An 18,358-nucleotide genomic window follows, 5' to 3' on the forward strand; every position below is an offset into this window, starting at 1 on the left:
GCTAGCGTCCCACCTTGCGCAGCGCCGCCTTCGCGAGCTGGGAGTACGGGTTGTACTCCAGCACGCGCAGCAGCTTCTTCCGCGCCAGCGGCGCGTCCCCCAGGTCCATGTCGATGATGGCGGAGATGATGTGCAACCGCTCCACATAGGGGCCCAGCGACAGCGCCTTCTTCAGCACCTGCTGCGCCTTCTTCGCCCGGACCACCAGCGCCCCTATCGGGGATTGGTACGTGGCCCAGGCGAGGAACGGGTAGTACTCCGGCTCGGCCGGGTTGAGCGACACCGCTTCCTCGAAGGCCTTCGCCGCCATGGGGAAGTCGCGGCGCTTCAGGGCGGACTCACCCCGCCGCAGGGCGATTTCCGCCTCCACGACGACCGCCGTGTTCCGGCCCACGTCCATGCGGCTGAAGAGGTACTGGAGGTACGCCTTGCGCTTCTCCTCCACGCTCAGCACCCGGTACGAGGCCGACAGCCGGTCCTGCACCGACTCCAGCAGGTCCTTCAGGTCGGAGATGTCGAACTCGGCGTAGGTGTCCGGGTGAAAGCGCATCGCCGTCTCGTGGTAGGCGCGCTCCACCGCCTCCGCGTCCGCCGCGATGTCCAGCCCCAATCCCCCGAAGTAGCTGCGGGTGATGATGCGCAGCGCCTCCTCGCGGAGGGAGGCCGCTGTCTCCGGCGGCAGCGCCTTGCGCTTGCGCGGCGCGATCCGGTCCGGCAGCACCACCGTGGACAGCATGTCCGTGCCCGTGGCCACCGGCGTGGGAGAGAAGGTCACCCCGCCCGTCAGCTTCAGGAACCACAGCAGCGAGTACGCCATGCGCAGCTCGCCCCGTCCGTGCGCCAGCAGGTCCTTCAGCGCGATGCGGCCGTTGACCTGCATGGCGATCTTCAGGTCGTCCGTGTCCAGGGCCATGGCCTGCAGGTCGCGTCCGAAGTCCTGCGAGCGCACGGGGTAGTCCCCCATGTGCGCCCGCAGGGAGACCGCCATGACCTTCATTGGAAAGCAGCGCCGCGCGCCCTCCAGCACCACGGCCAGCGGCGGCACCTCCACGGACGCCACCTCGGACGTGAATTCGTCACCCGCGTAGAAGGCGTAGCGGCCCTCGCGCATGCCGAGCACCCGCTCCACGCGGTCGCGGTTGTAGTCGCGCAGGAGCTGCAGCAGCTCGTCGCCCGCGGCCTCCACCCCCGCGTCCGCGAGCGCCGCGCCGACGCGCAGCCCCGAGGCCAGCGACTCCGCCACCCGCTCCGCCTGCTGGGCGTTGAGCACGTTGCGCGCGAGCAGGTAGCTGGGGAGCGAGTCGGCCTTCGCCGTCGAGTCGTAGCTGACCGGCCCGCCCCGGAGGAAATACACGCGCCGGCTCAAGCCCCGATGGGCCACCACGAGCACGCCGTCGCGGCGCAGCCGGTAGATGGAGTGCAGCAGTGCGGGCAGGGGGTAGCCCTTCAGCTCGCCCGAGTTCACCGCGGGCTTGGACAAGGTGGCCGCCAGCCCGGTGAGCGGCACCGCCTGCGCCGCGCGCACCAGTGACTCCAGCCGGGGCACCAGCTCGCCGGGCTTGAGCGGGTCCGCGACGTAGGCGTTCACCTTGAGGTCCAGCACCGAGCTGACGCCCCTCGCACGCCCGAGGTGCCCCTTGTCGATGGCGACGATGGGCACCCGTCCGCCCTGGCCATGGCCACGGATGAGGTGCACCACGTGTGCGCCCTCCACCCGCGGCAGGTCCACGGACAGCACCACGACATCCGGGTTGTCCGCGGCGAAGTGCTCCAGCGCCGTCACCGGGTCGTTCACCGCGCGCACGGTATACCCGGCCTGTGAGAGCAGGCCCTTCAGGTGCTCGAGCGTGGGGGGATGGCTCTCGGCGAGCAGAAGCGTCTTCAAGGGGGCCGCAGTCTACACCTTCATCCGCTCCCGCATCAGGTACGATGCACGCCCCTCTCATGACGAAATCTCCCCGCATCCTCGTGGTCGCCGGCGAGGCGTCAGGCGATACCCACGCCGCCGAGCTCGTTGCCGCCCTCCGGGCCCGCCGTCCCGACATCACCTTCTTTGGCATGGGCGGCGCCCGCCTGGCTGCCCAGGGCGTGGAGCTGCTCTTCGACGCCCGAGAGGTGTCCGTCATGGGGATCACCGAGGTGCTGCCCCGGATTCCCCGCATCCTCCAGATTCTGAAGGGGCTCGCCGAGGCCGCCGCCGAGCGCCGGCCGGATGTGGCCATCCTGGTGGACATTCCCGACTTCAACCTGCGCCTGGCCAAGAAGCTCAAGGCGCTGGGGGTGCCCGTCGCCTACTACGTGTCCCCGATGATATGGGCCTGGCGGCGGGGCCGGGTGCGCACCATCAAACGGTTGGTGGATCGGATGCTCTGCATCCTTCCCTTCGAGGAGGACTTCTACCGGGAGGCCGGCGTCAGCGCCCGCTACGTCGGCAGCCCCGTGGTGGAGCAGGTCCCCGCGCCCGACACCGCCGTCGCCTTCCGCGAGCGGCTCGGGCTGGCGAAGGATGCCCCGACCCTTGCGCTCCTGCCGGGCAGCCGGATGAGCGAGATCCGACGTCTGCTACCGGACATGGTGGAGGCCGCGAAGCGACTGGCCTCCGAGCGCCCCGGGCTCCAGGTGGTGGTTCCCGTGGCCCCCACCATCGCCCGCGAGGAGGTGACCTCCCGCTTCGAGGGGAGCGGGCTGACGCCCATCCTGGTGGAGGGCCGGGCACCGGAAGTGGTGGGCGCCAGCGACGCCGCCGTGGTGGCCTCGGGGACCGCCGTCCTGGAAGCGGGGCTGATGCAGCGCCCCCTGGTGGTCGTCTACCGCGTGTCGCTCATCACCTACTGGGTGGGCCGGCTGATGCTGAAGGTGGCCTTCGTGTCCCTCATCAACCTGCTGGCGGGCCGGAAGGTCGTCCCCGAGCTGCTCCAGGAGGACATGACGCCCGAGCGCATCGCCGAGGAGGTCCGCCGGGTGTGGCTCCCGGGCGCGCCCCGGGAGGAGATGCTCCAGGGGCTGGCGGAGATGCGCGGCCGGCTGGGCGAGACGGGCGCGGCGGCCCGGGCCGCAGAGTCCGTGCTGGAGCTGCTGCCCCCAGGCCGCGTTTAGGATATGTCGGCCGGGTCATGAACCCTGCCCTGGTCTGCATCCCCACGTACAACGAGCGGGAAAACATCGAGGCCATCGTTCAGGCGGTGCTGGCGGCCGACCCCCGGGTCGACGTCCTCGTCGTCGACGACAACTCGCCCGATGGCACGGGGCAGCTCGCCGACGGGCTCGCCGCGAGGGACGCTCGCGTCCGCGTGCTCCACCGGGAAAAGAAGGAGGGCCTGGGCCGCGCCTACCTCGCCGCCTTCCGCTGGGCGCTGGCCGAGCATTACACGTACATCCTGGAGATGGACGCGGACTTCAGCCATGACCCGCGCTACCTGCCCGGCATCCTGGACGCGGCCGAGGCCGGCGCGGACCTGGTGCTGGGCTCGCGCTACGTCACCGGCGGCGGCACGGTGAACTGGGGCGTGGGCCGGCAGCTCATCAGTCGCGGGGGCAGCCTCTACGCGCGGTCGATTCTGGGCGTGGGCATCCAGGACCTCACCGGCGGCTTCAAGTGCTTCCACCGGCGGGTGCTGGAGGCCATCGACCTGGACGCCGTCAGGAGCACGGGCTATGCGTTCCAGATTGAGCTCACGTACCGCACGCTGCGCAAGGGCTTCACCGTGCGCGAGGTGCCCATCGTCTTCGAGGACCGGCGCGTGGGCCACTCGAAGATGAGCAAGAAAATCTTCGCCGAGGCTCTCACCATGGTGTGGAAGCTGCGGCTGACGGTGTAGGCCCAGGCTCCCATGCCGGAATACGTGTCGCTGTTCCTCGTCTCGCTGTCCGCCATCTTCTTCGTGGTGGACCCCATTGGCGTCGTCCCGCTGTTCCTGGCGATGACGGCCGGGGACTCCCAGGAGAAGGTGCGCCGCACCGCCCTGCGCGCCTGCCTGGTGGCGTGCGGGATGATGCTGTTCTTCGCCCTCTTCGGCAGCGTCATCTTCAAGGTGTTCGGCGTGTCGCTGGGCGCCTTCCGGGTGGCCGGCGGCATCCTGCTGCTCATCACCGCGCTGGACATGCTGCGCGCCCGTCCGTCCGAGACGCGCACCACGCCCTCGGAGGAACAGGAGGGCGTGGTGAAGGAGGACGTGGCCATCGTCCCCCTCGCGATTCCGCTGCTGGCGGGGCCGGGCGCCATCGCCACCGCCATGGTGCTGATGGCCAAGGGCGACACGCTCCTGTCCGCCCTGCCGGTGCTGGCCGCCGTGCTCCTGACGTTCGTGGCCAGCTACTTCATCCTCCGCGCCTCGGGGCTCATCCAGCGCGTGCTGCGCCAGTCCGGTGTCGCCATCGTGGAGCGGGTGATGGGGCTCATCCTCGCCGCCATCGCGGTGCAGTTCATCGCGGACGGCGGCAAGGAGCTGCTCAGGTAGGGCCGGGGATGGCCACCCAGTCGAGGCCGCGGCGTTTGAGCATGCCCTGTGGCTTGCCCTCCAGGGACAGCTCGTCATGGCTGGCCCGCCGCGCGTCGTAGGCGTAGCCGTCCTGGACTTCCTGCAGGTACACCACCACCGCGTCGAGCACGTTCTCCTGCACCACCTTGAAGGTGGCGTCGCCGCAGCTGGGCGCGTCTCCGCTGAAGAAGCGCTCCAGCATCGCCTGCTCCGGGCGGCGAACGTACACCACCACCGGCGCGGGCTCGTCGCGCCCGGCCGCGACGACCTCGCGGACGACCCGGGCCGGCGCCGGTTCCTGGAGCAGCCGGTGCACGAGCTCACACTTCTCCACCTCCACGCCCTGCCGCTCCGCGAGACGCGCCCGATGCGCGCACCCCGCCCCGCTCAGCATTGCCAGCCCGAGCAGCCCCCACACCGTCCGGTGGAATCGGTCCATGCGTCCTCTCCTCTACGTCGGTGACTGCGCTACAGCTTTCGCCACCGCGGAGGACGCGGCGCGTTCTGCAGCACCGGATCCTCCACCGCGATGATGTATTCCGCACGGCGGTTGGCTGCCTCCGCCGTCTCGTCCGGCGTCGGGACAGCCGGGGCTTCTTCGCCCAGCCCCTCGTAGTAGACGGGCACGCGCAGCCCTTTCTTCCGGAAGTAGGCCGCCAGGCTCTTCGCCCGCCGCAGTGACAAATCGCGGTTCTCCGCGGCGGCCCCCACGGTGTCCGTGTGGCCCAGCACGTAGAGCCGCAGCGACGCGAAGCGTCCGTACTTCGTCAGTGCGTCGACGATGAGCGCGTGGCTCTTGTCCAGCTTGCCGCGCTCCGCCGCCGGGATGTCCGCGCGGCCCGAGGCGAAGTTCACCTCCTCGTGCGGAATGTCCACTTGCCACGGATACAGGTCCACGCCCGTGTAGAACTCCGCCGTGTCGAACGCCCGGAGGGAGATCTTCATCACCCGCCCCTCCTCCGCTGGCCATGTCAGCTCCAGGGGCGTCCCCGCGGCCTCCCCCTTGAATGGCACCTCGCCCTCGAAGGCCTTCTTCCCGGTGTCCATCAACACCGTCAGCTCCGCGCGCTTCGCGGGACGCGACAGGAAGAAGCGGAGCCGACGCGCCGCCACGTCGACGTCCTCCTTGCGCACCTCCAGCTTCAGCGGGCCATACAGCTCGGTGTCGAAGGACAGCGGCATCGTGCCGGATTCCGCATCCGGAAAGCGCACGGTGAGCTCGCCCTCGTAGTGGAAACGGCCCTCCGGCTGCGCCAGCTCGATGCGACGGGTGATGCCCGGATTCCCGCCGCCCTTCACCTCCACCGCCTCACCATCGCTGCGCTTCAGCTTCACCTCGAAGCCCGCGATGGGCTCCTCGATGTGCAGCAGCAACGCGGGGAGCTTTTCCCCCTGCACGGCGCGTCCCTCCAGGGAAACCCGGATGGCGTCCGCGAGCGCAGGCGTCGATGAAGACAAAGCAAGGGTGAGGAGCAGCAGGCGGGCGTTCATGGCGCGGCGTAAGCCTCCAGCGGCACGGTCGGTGGGTTCCTCCGCGAGGGTAGGACGAGGCGGCGTCCAGGGAAACGCTCCCCGAAGGCGACGTTGGAGGTGCGACGCTATTCACTCGCCCCGGGTCCCCGGGGACGGCCGGCCAGGGAATCGGGGCCCTGGTATGCGGCCCCCCAGCACGACGGCACGCACCGGCCGCCCGCCCGGCAGGCCGCGTCCCACCGTCGAGCGCGGAGGCTGCTCAGGGCACGCCGACGATGGTGATGCCCGCCGCCTCGGCGCCCGCGAAGAGGGCCGGGGCATCCAGCAGCACCGTGCGCCCCACCTCGAGCGCCAGCACGCGGGCCCCCACTTCCTGCATCACCTCCAGGGTGCGCGGGCCCACTGCGGGCAGGTCGAAGCGGAGGTCCTGCTGCGGCTTGCACCGCTTCACCACCACGGCGCCTGAGTTGCCACCCAACCGGCCGCCGCGGCGGATGGCCTCGTCCGTGCCCTCCACGGCCTCCAGCGCGAGCACGTGGCCGTTGTGCACCACCACCGTCTGCCCCACGTCCGCCTGGCCCAGCAGCACCGCCACCTCGCGCCCCAGGGCCACGTCCTTCTCCTGGGCCGGGTGCAGGCGGGGCCCCGCGAGGTGGCCCTCCGGACACAGCACCTCGCCCAGGAAGTCCGTGGGGGCGATGATGGTGACGCCACGGGACTCGAAGTCCGCGGCCACCGCGCGCAGCAGGGCGTCATCCCGGAAGCTGCGCAGCCGGGAGATGATGCGCACCGCGCCCAGGTCCGGCCGCGCTTCCGCCAGCGCCCGCACCCGGCCGATGCCGCCCGCCATCGCGGCCTGCTTCACGCCGGCTTCCCGGAAGGCCTTCTGGATGCGGTCCACCTGCCCGACGCGCACCCACGTCAGCCGGTCCACCTCCGACGCCAGCGCCGGGTCCGTCTCTCCCCGATGGGCCACGGCCACGACTTCCAGCCCCTTCTTCCGCGCCGCGCGCGCGAAGAGAAAGGGCAGCCGTCCGTTGCCCGCGATGAGGCCAATGCGCTCCACCGCCGACTCCCCTCCGTGGCCCACGGCGTCAGCGCGTCAGGCCGCGCTTGCTCTGCTGGATGAACTGGATGAGGTGGTCCACCTCGGCGTGGCCCGCCAGCTCCGCGCGCAGCCGCACCATGGCCTCCTGGAGCGTCAGCTTCGAGCGGAACAGGATGCGGTGGGCCTCCTTGACGCGCTCGATCTGCTCCTTGGAGAAGCCGCTGCGCTCCAGGCCCACCGTGTTGAGCCCCACCAGCTCCGCCCGGTCTCCCTGGGCGGTGGCGTACGGCGGGATGTCCATGGTCACCATGGCGCCGCCGGAGATGAAGGCGTGCTTGCCCAGCCGCGTGAACTGGTGCACCGCCGCCAGGCCGCTGATGATGACGTGGTCCTCCATCGTCACATGGCCCGCGAGCGCGGAGCCATTGCCGATGCGGCAGCCGTTGCCCACCACGCAGTCATGCGCGACGTGGCAGTTGGCCATGAAGAGGTTGCCGCTGCCGATGCGGGTGGCCCCGCCGCCGCCGGCGGTGCCCTTGTGCAGCGACACGAACTCGCGGACCTGGTTGTCGTCGCCGAGCACCAGCTCCGTGTCCTCGCCCGCGTACTTGAGGTCCTGCGGGTCGGCGCCGACCGAGGCGAACTGGAAGATGCGGTTACGCTCGCCCAGCGTCGTGCGTCCCTCGATGACGACGTGAGCCGCCACGCGCGTACCCGCGCCGAGCGTCACCTGGGGACCGATGATGGAATAGGGACCGACCTCGACCGTCTCGTGGAGGCGGGCGCCGGGATGGACCACCGCGGTGGGATGAACCTGAGCCATGAAGTTTCCTCGTGCTCGCGGGGCGCGTGTTCAGGGTGACGCGCCGTCAGCCGCTTCGGCGTCCTTGTCGACGACGGTTGCCAGGAACTCGCCTTCGGCGACGCGCGCGCCGTCCACCGTCGCCAGGCCCTTCGTCTTCCAGACAGCACCCTTGTGCCGCACCACTTCGATTTCCAATTGGAGCCGGTCACCCGGCAGCACCGGCTTGCGGAAGCGCGCGCCGTCCACCCCCATCAGGTAGGTGAGCTTGCGCGCCGGGTCCATGTTCTCGCTCCGGTAGGCGAGGATGGCGGTCGCCTGCGCCAGCGCCTCCAGGATGAGCACGCCCGGCATCACCGGGTGGCCGGGGAAGTGGCCGTTGAAGAAGGGCTCGTTGATGGTGACGTTCTTGTAGGCAACCAGCTTCTGGCCCGGGACGATCTCCACCACCCGGTCCACCAGCAGGAACGGATACCGGTGTGGCAGCAGATTGAGAATCTCTCCGATGTCCATCAGTGCCCCTTTTCCTTCTCCAGCGTCTCCACGCGGCGCCGCAAGGCACGCACTTCCTTGAGCAGGTCCGCCATCTGGCCCGCGGCGGCGCTGGCCCGCAGCCACTCCCGGTGGGGCATGGCTGGGGTTCCGCTCACCACCTGCCCGTCCGGAACGTCGTGCGCCACGCCGGACTGGGCGCCCACCTTGGCCAGGTCGCCGACGCGGATGTGGCCCACCACGCCCACCTGTCCCGCCAGCACCACGCCCATGCCCACCTCCGACGAGCCGGAGATACCCGCCTGGGCGCAGATGAGCGTCATCGGGCCCACGCGCACGTTGTGGGCGATCTGCACCAGGTTGTCGAGCTTTGTGCCACGTCCCACCACCGTCTCGCCCACCGTCGCGCGATCGATGCAGGTGCACGCGCCCACCTCGACGTCGTCCTCGATGCGGACGATGCCGACCTGGGGAATCTTGAAGTGCTCCGGCCCCGCCTCGCCCTCCGGGTTGAAGGCGAAGCCGAAGCCGTCCGCTCCCACCACGCACGAGGCGTGGAGGATGACCCGCGCGCCCACGATGCAGGCCTCGCGAACCGTGACGTTGGGGTACAGGACGCAGTCGTCCCCCACCTGGGCCTGCTCGCCCACGTAGGCGCCCGGGTACAGCACCGTGCGCGCCCCCACACGGGCGCCGCGGTCCACGGACGCGCCGGGCATCAACACGGCCTCCGGGTGCACGGTGGCCTCCGGATGGACCCACGCCCCGGGCCGGATGCCGGCGGCGGGACGGGCGGGCGGATGGAACAGGCGCAGCAGCTTCGCGTACGCCAGATGCGGGTTGGCCACCCGCACCAGCGCCACGCCCTCGCGGGGCTGCGCGTCCGTGCCCACGAGCACGGCCGAGGCCTTGGTGGCCTCGAACTGCCGGCGGTAGCGCGGATTGCCGTAGAAGGACACGTCCCCCGGGCCGGCTTCTTCGAGCCCGTTGAGTCCGTGGATGAGCTGTGCGGGATCACCGAGGAGCTCACCACCGACGTGGGCGGCGAGCTCCCCGAGCTGTCGGGGCATGGGAGAAGTCTGCACGAGTAGGGAGTGACGGCTACTTCTTCGTCGGGGCGTCCTTCGCCGCCGTCTTCTTCGAGCTGTTGTACGCCCGGATGACCTCGTTGGAGATGTCATACGCCGAGCGGGCGAAGATGATACCGGAGTCACGGCGCTCGAGGACGAAGCCCAGGTCCTCGCGCTCGGCGATGGAGGCGATGACGCCGTCGATCTTCTCGATGATCGGCTGCATCTCCTGCTGCTCCTTGGTCGCGGCCTCGGCGCGGCTCTTCTCCCACTTCTGGGCGAGCATCATCACCTTGCGCTGGAGCTCGGCCTCCTTCTGGGCCTTGGTCTCCGCGCTCATGGCGCTGGCCTGCTTGTCGAGCGTCTCCTTCTCGGCGCGGAGCGCGCTCTGCTCCTTGTCGATTTCCTTCTGCCGCGCGTCGAGCCACTTCTGCAGGCGGGCCTTGGCGGCCTTGCCGTCATCCACCTCCAGCATGACTTTCTGGAGGTCCACGTAGGCGACCTTCAGCTCGGCGGCCGAAGCGGCCACCGGAAGGCTGAGCGACAGTGCGGCGGCCGCGGCCGCGATGGTGGTGCGAAGCGACATGTTCAGCGACTCCTCAGGAAGGGTACAGGCTCCGACGTACGCCTATCGGGCATCTTCAATTCCCTCCGCCCGTGGGGGCGGACCCCGGGCGGCGGGCCAAGGGCTTATCAGAAGAAGTTGCCGATAGTGAACTCGAACAGGATGTTGTCGTCCTCTGGCCGCCTGGTGAGCGGGATACCCCACTCGAAGCGCAGGGGGCCAATGGGCGAGAACCAGCGGAAACCAAAGCCCGCAGCATGGAAGAGACCGAGCGGCAGCTTGTCCTGCCGGTCCTGGAAGAAACGCTCGTTGGCGGCAAAAGCGTTACCCGCGTCGTAGAAGAGGACGCCGCGCAGGCCGGCCTTCTCGAAGATGGGGAACTCCAGCTCGAAGTTGAAGATGAGCTGCTTGTTGCCACCCACCCGGAAGTCGGTGACGGTCGCGTCCGGACTGCCGGAGCGGGGAACCTTCACGGACGGGCTGATGCTGCGCAGGAAGTAACCGCGGACGCTGTTGATGCCGCCCACGTAGTAGAGCTCGGAGATGGGCAGCGGCTTGTCGGAGTCCAGTTGCTGGATGTAGCCAATGGTGGCGTTCGTCTTGAAGACGAAGCCCAGCGGCATGGGGAAGTACAGGCGCGAGTAGGCCGTGTACCGGTTGTAGAGGAAGGTGCCCCCGAGGAAGTCCGGAGCAAATTCCACCGAGCCGTAGTGGATGAAGCCCCGCGACGGGAACAGGCGGTTGTCGCGCCGGTCGAACGAGAGCGACAGGCGGGCCGCGCTGGTGACGCCCGAGAGGAACTGGTTGGCCAGCAGCACCGCGCCCAGGTTCTGCCCGGCCTCCACGTTCACGTACTCACGCGAGTAGCCGATGGTGCCCAGCAGGTCGTCCACGAACTGGTAGCCGATGGACACCGTGCCACCGGTGGAGTTGCGGATGAAGCCCTCGTAGTCCGCCTGGATGCGGAAGAACTCCGCGGACAGCAGGTAGCGCGTGTCCAGGAAGTACGGGTCGTAGAAGGACAGCTGCACCAGCGAGCGCAGGCCTGAAATCTGCGCGGACGCGGAGACGCTCTGGCCCCACCCCAGGAAGTTGTTCTGGGAGATCTGCGCCGTGAAGATGAAGTTCTCCACGTTGGAGAAGCCGAGGCCGACCTGGAAGGTACCGGTGGCCTTCTCCTTCACCTCCACCTGGAGGACGATGGTGTCGTCCGACGAGCCCGGGCGCTGGGTGATTTCCACCGTCTCGAAGAAGCCCAGCGCGGTGACGCGCTCACGGCTGCGGCGCACCCCGCTGCCGTTGTAGAGCTCGCCTTCGTAGACGCGCATCTCGCGGCGGATGACCTTGTCGCGCGTCTTGGTGTTGCCCACCACGTCGATGCGCTCGATGGTGACCTGGGGGCCCTTCTGCACGTCGAAGGTCAGGTCCACCGTCCGGTTGTCCGCGTTGACGCTGGTGACGGGGTTGATGTTGGCGTAGGCGTAGCCCCGGTCGTAATAGACGTCCGAGACGGCGAGGATGTCCTGCGACAGCTGCGAGCGGTTGAAGCGCTCGCCCGTGCGGGACGTCATCTTCTTCGCCATGTCCTCCTTGGTGACGTCGTCGAGCAGGTCGCCGGAGAAGTCGATCTTCCCGATGTCGTAGGGCTCGCCCTCCGTCACACGGAGGGTGATGAAGATGAAGCGCTTGTCCGCGGAGAGCTGGACGGTGGGCTTGTCCACCCGGACGTTGATGAAGCCCCGGTCGTAGTAGGCCATCTGGATGACGGCCAGGTCGCGCTGGAAGGCCTCCTCGCGGTAGGTGCCCTCGCCGGTGAAGAAGGAGAGGAATCCACCCTCGCGGGTGATCATCGTCTCCTTGAGCTCCTCGGCGGTGACCTTCTCCGCGCCGAGGATGGTGATCTGCTTCACCATCACCTTGGCGCGCTCGTTGATGTTGAACACCACATCCACGTTGGCGCCGCCCTCGACGGGCTTGAGCTGGTGGCTGACCTCGGCGAGGAAGTAGCCCTTCTCCACGTACTTCGCCTGGATCTTCTGCACGCTGGAGCGCACCAGCTCCATGTCCAGGATGGTGGAGGGCTTGACGTCAATCTCCTCCTTCAGGTCGTCCTTGTTCAGCTCCTCGTTGCCCACGAGCTGGACTTGCCGGACGGTGGGCCGCTCCTCGACGCGGACCACGTAGGCCACGCCCCGGGCCAGGCGCTGGACGAGCAGCTCCACGTCCTGGAAGTACCCCAGCGCCCACACCGCCCGCAGGTCCTGGGCGGTCCGGGTGGGGTTGAGCGTGTCGCCCACACGGGTGCGCAGGGCGCGGCGGATGGCCTCGGACTCCACGCGCCGGTTGCCCTCGACGCGGACCTCCACCACACGGTTGGCGTCCTCGGGAGAGACGGGGGCATCCTGGGGAAGCTCGACTTCGGAGGCCGAAGCCCCGGTGTCGGCGGGGGCGGTCGCCTCGGGCACGGGCGAGGGCGCAGCGCCCCCTGCCTCCTCCTGTGCCAGCACGGAGCCGGGCACGAGGGACCACATGGCGACCGCCATCAGCGGGAGCAGTGACTTGCGCGACAGAACGGGGAGCCTCAAGGGGAGACCGGCCAGGAAAAGGCGGGGCAATCTACGGGAAGGTCCCCGAGGCCCTCAATGCAAAATTGCCGGGACATCACGCCTCCGACACCTCCCCCCCTGCTAACCTGAGACGACGGGGCATGGAGCGAGCAAGCGTCTCGTTGTGGGTGACGACCACGGCGGTGATGCCCTGCTCGCGGTTCACGTCCCGCAGGAGCTGGTGGATACCCTCGCCCGTCGCCGGGTCCAGGTTGCCAGTGGGCTCGTCCGCCAGCAACACCGCGGGCTTGAGCACCAGCGCGCGCGCCAGGGCCACGCGCTGGGCCTCGCCACCGGAGAGCTCTCCGGGACGGTGGTCCACGCGATGTCCCAGTCCCACCCGCTCCAGGAGTTCACGCGCGTACGCGTAGGCGCCCGTTCGGTCCTGCCGCTGGATGAGGGCGGGCATGGCCACGTTCTCCAGCGCGGTGAACTCCGGCAGCAGGTAGTGGCTCTGGAAGACGAAGCCGATGGTCCGGTTCCGGAACTCGGCAATCTCCGCATCGTTCATGGAAAACACGGAGCGTCCCTCGAAGAGCACCTCGCCGGCTGCGGGGGCGTCCAGCGTGCCCAGCACGTGCAGGAACGTGCTCTTGCCCGCGCCGGAGGCGCCCACCAGGGAGACGAGCTCCCCCCGCTGGATGTCCAGCGACACGCCTCGAAGGATGTCGATGCGCTTGTCGTGCAGGAAGTAGCTCTTGAAGACATTGCGGATGGACAACAGCGCCATGGCTACTCCGCCTTGAGGCCTTCCACCGGCTCCACGCTGCTGGCCTTGAGGGCCGGGTAGATGGAGGCGAGGTAGGTGACGAGCACCGCGATGACGACGGCCAGCACGGTCTGCACCGGCTCGATTCGCACCGGCAGCGCCGGGATGTAATAGACGTCCGGGTCCAGCTTGATGCCGACCTTCTCGATGAAGACGCACCAGGACAGGCCGGAGATGAGCCCGAGGAAGCCGCCCGCGACGCCAATCTGAAGGCCCTCGGCGAGGAATATCTTCACGATACCGCCGTCCGAGACGCCCAGCGCCTTGAGGACGGAAATCTCCTTCCGCTTCTCCAGCACCAGCATGATGACGGTGGCGACGATGAGGCCGGCGGCCACGATGATGATGATGGAGAGGATGATGCCCATCACCAGCTTCTCCAGGCGCAGCGCGGAGAAGAGGTTCTTGTTCATCTCCCCCCAGTCACGCGCCCGGTAGGGGTAGCCGCCCAGCGCCTTCACCACCTGCGAGGCGATGCGCCGCGCGTCGTCGATGTCCGCCACCTTGAGCTCGATGCCCGTGGCGCCCTTCACGTCGAAGAAGTCCTGGGCCTCCTTGAGGAGGATGTAGACGAACTTGGAGTCGTACTCGTACATGCCCGAGTAGAAGAGGGCCGCCACGCGGAAGGCGCGGCTCTTCGGAATCGGGCCGGAGGGCCCCAGCTCGGTGCCCAGCGGGGAGACGACGTTCACCCGGTCTCCCACCACCACGCGCAGCGACGCCGCCAGCTCACGGCCGATGACGATGCCCGGCAGCACCGCCGGCTTCTTGGGCGCGCCGGAGCGGCGGATGATGTCGTCCTCCACCACCCCGCTCTCCTCGGCGGGCTCCTCGTCGTCCGGCAGGCCGCGGTGGACGATCTTCTCCGGGGTATAGAGGATGTCGAGCGAGCCGCCGCCGAGGATGTTGCGCGGCAGGTCCGTCACCTCGCCCACCGTGGCCGGGTCGATGCCCTTGATGATGACGCCGTCCACGTTGCCCTCGGACGCAATCATCACCTGGTTGATGATGAAGGGCGTCTGTCCCACGACGCCGGGCACCTTGCGCACGGCCTCCATGACCTTGGGGTACTCGGGCAGGTCCCCCGCGTACTTGGACACCACGGCGTGCGCGTTGGTGCCCAGAATCTTCTGCTGCAGGTCCGCCTCGAAGCCGCTCATCACCGACAGGACGATGATGAGCGCCATCACCCCCACGCCCACGCCGCCCACGGACAGGGCGGTCATCATCATGGTGGGCGACTGCTCACGCAGCTTGAGGCGGTTGAGGTCGGAGGCGGCCGCCAGCGGGTCGCTCAGGCCCAGTTTGCGGATGCGGGTGCGCTCCACCGCGGCCTCCGCGGAGCGGATGACGAAGTAGATGAGCAGCGGCGGGATGATGCCCAGCATCAGCACCGCCAGCGTGCCCAGGAGCAGCGAGGGCCGGAACACCGCGACGTGCCGCCGCGCGACGAAGAGCTCGAAGCCGAGCTTCAGGTCCACGCGGCCGCTGCCCGCGGCGATGAAGCCGGTGTTGACGCCCAGCACCAGCGCCAGCACCAGGAACGTGAAGACGAGCCAGTACCCCAGCTCCGGGCGCCCGATCAGCCCCGCGACGTACGTCACCTCGCGTAGCCGGTAGCCCAGCGCGAGCTGGAGCCCGGGCAGCCGCTCCATCAGCGTGAGGACGATGGGGATGGGCAGGCCCAGGTACAGCACGCCGATGGTGGCCTCGGGCAGCGACAGCCGCTGCGCGCGCGAGGCGCCGATGAAGCCGGAGATGAACGCCACCATGCCACCGGCGATCAGCGCGATGGCGAACGCCCCGGTGGGCGACACGGACAGGCCACCGCCGCCCCCCTTCGCCGCGCCCGACAACTCCGTGGTCGACACGCCGCTGGAGAGCACCGTCTGCAGGAGGATGAGGACCACCTCCGCCAGCAGGATGCCGCCGCCGTAGGCCCCCAGGGTGCTCCAGTAGAAGTCCCGGTAGCGCGCCAGCCGCGGGTACAGCGTGGCGCCCGCGGCCGGGCTGGGCCCTTCGGAAGGCTCGGGGGCGCGGCGGATGCCCGCCGCGATGAGCGCCCACCCCGCGAGCCACACGGCCGTTCCGGCCACCAGCACGCCGGTGTTCGGCAGCGGCGTGACGGCCTGCTCGGCCACCATGCGCGCCGCGGTCACGGCCTGGATCAGCCCACCCCACCCGAGCAGGGAGAGCCCCAGCGCGGGGCTGGCCTCCTCCCAAGCCTGGGCGGACGTGAGCGCCACCCCCAGCAGGACGAAGCCCGCCAGGGCGACCAGGGCCCCAATCCAGATGAAGGTCCAGCGATAGACGGTCTGCCGTTCGGCGGAGTGCACGCGGCCTCCTGGCTACTTCGCCAGTGGCTTGAGGAGGGGAAACAGGATGACGTCCCGGATGCTCTGCGAATCCGTGAACAGCATGGCGAGCCGATCAATCCCGATGCCTTCACCGGCCGTGGGCGGCATGCCGTGCTCGAGGGCGCGGATGTAGTCCTCGTCGTAGTCCATGGTCTCCTGCTGTCCCCGCTGCTTCGCCTCCAGCTGGGCCAGGAAGCGGCCCTTCTGGTCCAGCGGGTCGTTCAGCTCGGAGAAGGCGTTCGCGATTTCCCGCCCCGCCACGTACAGCTCGAAGCGGTCCGTCACCTCCGGGTTCTGGTCATTGCGGCGGGCCAGCGGCGAGACGGCGGTAGGGAAATGGGTGATGAAGGTGGGATGGATGAGGGTGTGCTCGACGTGGTGCTCGAAGAGCGCGCCCACCAGCTCCCCGTGGTTCATGGTGTCGATGGCCCGCCGCTCGGCCTCCGAGTGGCTCGTCTTGAGCAGCTCGTGACGCAGCCGGTCCGGGTCCGCCATGTCCTTGTCGGACAGGCTGCCCACCGCCTCGCGGATGGCCTCCGTCATGGAGATGCGCTTCCAGCCCTTGCCGAAGTCGAGCACGTGCTCGCCGTACTTCACCTTCGTGTCGCCGGTGACGGCCTGGGCCGCCGCGGAAATCATCTCCTCGGAGAGGTCCATCAGGTCCTCGTACGTGGCGTACGCCTGATAGAACTCGAGCATCGTGAACTCGGGGTTGTGCCGGGTGCTGATGCCCTCGTTGCGGAAGTTGCGGTTGACCTCGTAGACGCGCTCCAGGCCGCCCACCACCAGGCGCTTGAGATACAGCTCCGGGGCGATGCGCATGTACAGGTCGATGTCGAGCGCGTTGTGGTGCGTGGTGAAGGGCCGCGCCGCCGCGCCGGACACGAGCGGGTGCATCATCGGCGTCTCGACCTCGACGAAGTCGCGCGTGTCGAGGAAGTTGCGGATGAAGCGGATGAGCTTGTTGCGCCGGAGGAAGGTCTGCTTCACGTCCGGGTTGGACACCAGGTCCAGGTAGCGCTGGCGGTAGCGGACCTCCACGTCCGTCAGGCCATGCCACTTCTCGGGCAGGGGCCGCAGCGACTTGGTGAGCGGGGTGAACTTGGTGGCGGACAGCGTCAGCTCGCCCGTCTTCGAACGGAACACGGGGCCGGTGGCGGCCAGGAAGTCGCCCAAGTCACACAGCTTGAAGGTCTCGTAGGCGTCCCCCAGGGCGTCCTTCTTCATGTGGACCTGGATTTCGCCCGAGCGGTCGCGCAGCTTGATGAAGGCGGCCTTGCCGAACGAGCGCATGGCCACGATGCGGCCGGCGACGTCGTACGGCGGCGGCGCGGCCTGCTCGATTTCCTCGGCGGACTGGGCGCCGTGCTTCTCGTGGATTTCGGCGGCCTGGTGCTGGGGACGGTAGCCGTTGCCGTACGGATTGAAGCCGGCCTCGCGCCACTTCGCGGCCTTCTCCAGCCGCTGGTCGTAGATTTCCTGTTCCTTCGTCCCGAGGTCGCCCTCGCCCGCACTCTTTTCGCTCTTGTTCTCGGTCTCGGCCATGACGCGCTTTCCCAAAGGCGCGGCACCGTAGCCAAGGCTCCCCCGGGACGCAACGCAACACAGCGGATGCCCGGTCAGGGAGCGGCCATCACCAGGAAGGCCGCCACCGCGGCCGCCAGCAGCAGCGGGATGAGGATTTCCACCGGAAGACGGTGGCTCATGTGCGCCATGTGCAGGCCCCGCAGGCCGAAGCGGCGCTTGCGGCGCACGCGGCGGAGCACCATGGAGGCGAGCGCGGGCGGCGCCTTCTCGCGCTCCACGCCCTGGACCCGCTTCACCGCGCTGGCATAGCGCTGCCAGCCCTGGCGGCAGTCCTCGCAGCCGTCCAGGTGGGTGCGAACCTCCTGGGCCTTGGGGGCCGGAAGCTCGTCGTCCGCGAGCGCGAGGAACAGCGCCCTCGCCTCGCGATGGTCCATCCGCGGTTCCACGTCCCGCAGTCTGCGATGAATGCCGCTCATGGCTCAAGCCGCCCCAGGAGGTCCGCCAGCTTTTCCCGGGCCCGGTGGAGCCGGCTCTTCACCGTGCCCTCCGGTAGCTCGGTGATGTCGATGATTTCGTCGTAGCTGAGGCCTTCGATGTCGCGCAGCGCCACCAGCATGCGCGCATCCGGCTCCAGTTGGGAGATGGCCCACTGCACCCGGGCCCGCTCGCGCGCGGACTCCAGCGCGGCGTCCGGGCCGGGCGCCGTCCCGCCCCCCTCGGTGAGGAGGGCCGCGGCCTCGTCGTACACGTCCGAGCGCCCCCGCCCCCGTCGCTTGAGGTACTTGAGGCGGTTGATGCAGTGGTTGCGGGTGATGCGGAACAGCCAGGTGGACAGCTTCGAGTCCTCGCGGAAACGGCGGACGTTCTGGTGCACGCTGACGAAGATTTCCTGCACCAGGTCGTGCGCTTCCTCGCGGTCCCCCAGCATGCGGACGCAGAAGTCGTAGAGCCGGTCCTGGTGGGTGCGGACCAGCAGCTCGAAGGCGTCCGGGTCCCCCCGGCGCAGCCGCGCGAGCAGCGCCGCGTCCTGCCGGCGCGATTCGGACGCGTCCGCGGCGGCAGCCCCTTCCTGTCCGATTTCGAGCACGCCGCCCGATGACACCGGTCTCCTCCCGCGACAGCCCCTCCGCAGGAGGTGCCACCGTCCCTCAGCCTACCCCGTCCCCTACCC

Annotated in this window: 17 protein-coding genes; 3 read left to right on the plus strand and 14 right to left on the minus strand. The window is 69.1% G+C overall.

Features of this window, described 5'->3' with window-relative positions; genetic code table 11:
- Position 1 precedes the first annotated feature (1 nt).
- Entirely contained in the window at positions 2–1,885 is a 1,884-nt protein-coding gene (locus VZL07_RS00095; RefSeq protein WP_426753154.1) for a DUF4388 domain-containing protein, read from the minus strand.
- A gap of 59 nt (positions 1,886–1,944) precedes the next feature.
- On the opposite strand from VZL07_RS00095, the gene lpxB reads away from it, so the two are divergent.
- From lpxB to VZL07_RS00110, 3 genes are read left to right on the plus strand one after another with little or no spacing between them, the layout of a single operon-like run.
- Positions 1,945–3,096: a lipid-A-disaccharide synthase gene (lpxB, locus tag VZL07_RS00100; protein ID WP_426753155.1), complete on the plus strand. Its 1,152-nt coding sequence runs from the start codon at positions 1,945–1,947 to the stop codon at positions 3,094–3,096.
- Positions 3,097–3,113: 17 nt separating this feature from the next.
- Positions 3,114–3,818, plus strand: coding sequence for a polyprenol monophosphomannose synthase (locus tag VZL07_RS00105; RefSeq protein WP_426753157.1), 705 nt, complete (start codon positions 3,114–3,116; stop codon positions 3,816–3,818).
- Between the two features lie 12 nt (positions 3,819–3,830).
- Positions 3,831–4,457 carry a MarC family protein gene (locus VZL07_RS00110; RefSeq protein ID WP_426753159.1) on the plus strand — a complete coding sequence of 209 codons (627 nt, stop codon included), beginning with the start codon at positions 3,831–3,833 and terminating at the stop codon, positions 4,455–4,457.
- On the opposite strand, the gene VZL07_RS00115 is transcribed toward VZL07_RS00110, so the two are convergent.
- From VZL07_RS00115 to VZL07_RS00175, 13 genes are all read right to left on the minus strand, one after another.
- Complete coding sequence (locus VZL07_RS00115) at positions 4,450–4,917, minus strand: hypothetical protein (protein WP_426753161.1); 468 nt, start codon at positions 4,915–4,917, stop codon at positions 4,450–4,452. The two genes, VZL07_RS00110 and VZL07_RS00115, sit on opposite strands and share 8 nt — an antisense overlap.
- Positions 4,918–4,946: 29 nt before the next feature.
- Positions 4,947–5,969, minus strand: coding sequence for an OmpA family protein (locus tag VZL07_RS00120; RefSeq protein ID WP_426753163.1), 1,023 nt, complete (start codon positions 5,967–5,969; stop codon positions 4,947–4,949).
- 241 nt (positions 5,970–6,210) lie between these two features.
- Entirely contained in the window at positions 6,211–7,017 is an 807-nt protein-coding gene (locus tag VZL07_RS00125) for an LpxI family protein (RefSeq protein WP_426753165.1), read from the minus strand.
- A 28-nt stretch (positions 7,018–7,045) separates the two neighbouring features.
- Positions 7,046–7,822: an acyl-ACP--UDP-N-acetylglucosamine O-acyltransferase gene (gene lpxA / locus VZL07_RS00130; RefSeq protein WP_426753167.1), complete on the minus strand. Its 777-nt coding sequence runs from the start codon at positions 7,820–7,822 to the stop codon at positions 7,046–7,048.
- A gap of 30 nt (positions 7,823–7,852) precedes the next feature.
- The gene (gene fabZ, locus VZL07_RS00135; protein WP_426753169.1) at positions 7,853–8,314 is read right to left on the minus strand and encodes a 3-hydroxyacyl-ACP dehydratase FabZ; all 462 of its coding nucleotides are present in this window, start codon (positions 8,312–8,314) and stop codon (positions 7,853–7,855) included.
- Positions 8,314–9,363 (minus strand): UDP-3-O-(3-hydroxymyristoyl)glucosamine N-acyltransferase, encoded by a 1,050-nt coding sequence (gene lpxD / locus VZL07_RS00140; protein WP_426753171.1) that lies wholly within the window; start codon positions 9,361–9,363, stop codon positions 8,314–8,316. The genes fabZ and lpxD overlap by 1 nt, the downstream gene beginning before the upstream one ends.
- Positions 9,364–9,394: 31 nt before the next feature.
- Positions 9,395–9,949 carry an OmpH family outer membrane protein gene (locus VZL07_RS00145; protein WP_426753173.1) on the minus strand — a complete coding sequence of 185 codons (555 nt, stop codon included), beginning with the start codon at positions 9,947–9,949 and terminating at the stop codon, positions 9,395–9,397.
- Positions 9,950–10,056: 107 nt separating this feature from the next.
- A complete protein-coding gene (gene bamA / locus VZL07_RS00150) occupies positions 10,057–12,459 on the minus strand; it encodes an outer membrane protein assembly factor BamA (protein ID WP_426757206.1) in 2,403 nt (800 codons plus the stop codon).
- A 130-nt stretch (positions 12,460–12,589) separates the two neighbouring features.
- Entirely contained in the window at positions 12,590–13,264 is a 675-nt protein-coding gene (locus VZL07_RS00155) for an ABC transporter ATP-binding protein (RefSeq protein ID WP_426753175.1), read from the minus strand.
- Between the two features lie 2 nt (positions 13,265–13,266).
- Positions 13,267–15,639 carry an FtsX-like permease family protein gene (locus VZL07_RS00160; RefSeq protein WP_426753177.1) on the minus strand — a complete coding sequence of 791 codons (2,373 nt, stop codon included), beginning with the start codon at positions 15,637–15,639 and terminating at the stop codon, positions 13,267–13,269.
- Between the two features lie 12 nt (positions 15,640–15,651).
- Positions 15,652–17,205 (minus strand): lysine--tRNA ligase, encoded by a 1,554-nt coding sequence (lysS, locus tag VZL07_RS00165; RefSeq protein WP_426753179.1) that lies wholly within the window; start codon positions 17,203–17,205, stop codon positions 15,652–15,654.
- A 74-nt stretch (positions 17,206–17,279) separates the two neighbouring features.
- Complete coding sequence (locus VZL07_RS00170) at positions 17,280–17,621, minus strand: anti-sigma factor family protein (protein ID WP_426753181.1); 342 nt, start codon at positions 17,619–17,621, stop codon at positions 17,280–17,282.
- A 38-nt stretch (positions 17,622–17,659) separates the two neighbouring features.
- Positions 17,660–18,289: an RNA polymerase sigma factor gene (locus VZL07_RS00175; RefSeq protein ID WP_426753183.1), complete on the minus strand. Its 630-nt coding sequence runs from the start codon at positions 18,287–18,289 to the stop codon at positions 17,660–17,662.
- Positions 18,290–18,358: the final 69 nt, after the last annotated feature.

The sequence above is a fragment of the Pseudomyxococcus flavus genome, from assembly GCF_050038885.1.
Lineage (GTDB): Bacteria > Myxococcota > Myxococcia > Myxococcales > Myxococcaceae > Myxococcus > Myxococcus flavus.

What these genes read in the sequence shown, in the direction of transcription:
- lpxB (WP_426753155.1), top strand. Translation starts at nt 1,945, where the DNA reads ATGACGAAATCTCCCCGCATCCTCGTGGTCGCCGGCGAGGCGTCAGGC.
- VZL07_RS00105 (WP_426753157.1), top strand. Translation starts at nt 3,114, where the DNA reads ATGAACCCTGCCCTGGTCTGCATCCCCACGTACAACGAGCGGGAAAAC.
- VZL07_RS00110 (WP_426753159.1), top strand. Translation starts at nt 3,831, where the DNA reads ATGCCGGAATACGTGTCGCTGTTCCTCGTCTCGCTGTCCGCCATCTTC.
- VZL07_RS00115 (WP_426753161.1), bottom strand. Translation starts at nt 4,917, where the DNA reads ATGGACCGATTCCACCGGACGGTGTGGGGGCTGCTCGGGCTGGCAATG.
- VZL07_RS00120 (WP_426753163.1), bottom strand. Translation starts at nt 5,969, where the DNA reads ATGAACGCCCGCCTGCTGCTCCTCACCCTTGCTTTGTCTTCATCGACG.
- lpxA (WP_426753167.1), bottom strand. Translation starts at nt 7,822, where the DNA reads ATGGCTCAGGTTCATCCCACCGCGGTGGTCCATCCCGGCGCCCGCCTC.
- fabZ (WP_426753169.1), bottom strand. Translation starts at nt 8,314, where the DNA reads ATGGACATCGGAGAGATTCTCAATCTGCTGCCACACCGGTATCCGTTC.
- lpxD (WP_426753171.1), bottom strand. Translation starts at nt 9,363, where the DNA reads ATGCCCCGACAGCTCGGGGAGCTCGCCGCCCACGTCGGTGGTGAGCTC.
- VZL07_RS00145 (WP_426753173.1), bottom strand. Translation starts at nt 9,949, where the DNA reads ATGTCGCTTCGCACCACCATCGCGGCCGCGGCCGCCGCACTGTCGCTC.
- bamA (WP_426757206.1), bottom strand. Translation starts at nt 12,459, where the DNA reads ATGTGGTCCCTCGTGCCCGGCTCCGTGCTGGCACAGGAGGAGGCAGGG.
- VZL07_RS00155 (WP_426753175.1), bottom strand. Translation starts at nt 13,264, where the DNA reads ATGGCGCTGTTGTCCATCCGCAATGTCTTCAAGAGCTACTTCCTGCAC.
- lysS (WP_426753179.1), bottom strand. Translation starts at nt 17,205, where the DNA reads ATGGCCGAGACCGAGAACAAGAGCGAAAAGAGTGCGGGCGAGGGCGAC.
- VZL07_RS00170 (WP_426753181.1), bottom strand. Translation starts at nt 17,621, where the DNA reads ATGGACCATCGCGAGGCGAGGGCGCTGTTCCTCGCGCTCGCGGACGAC.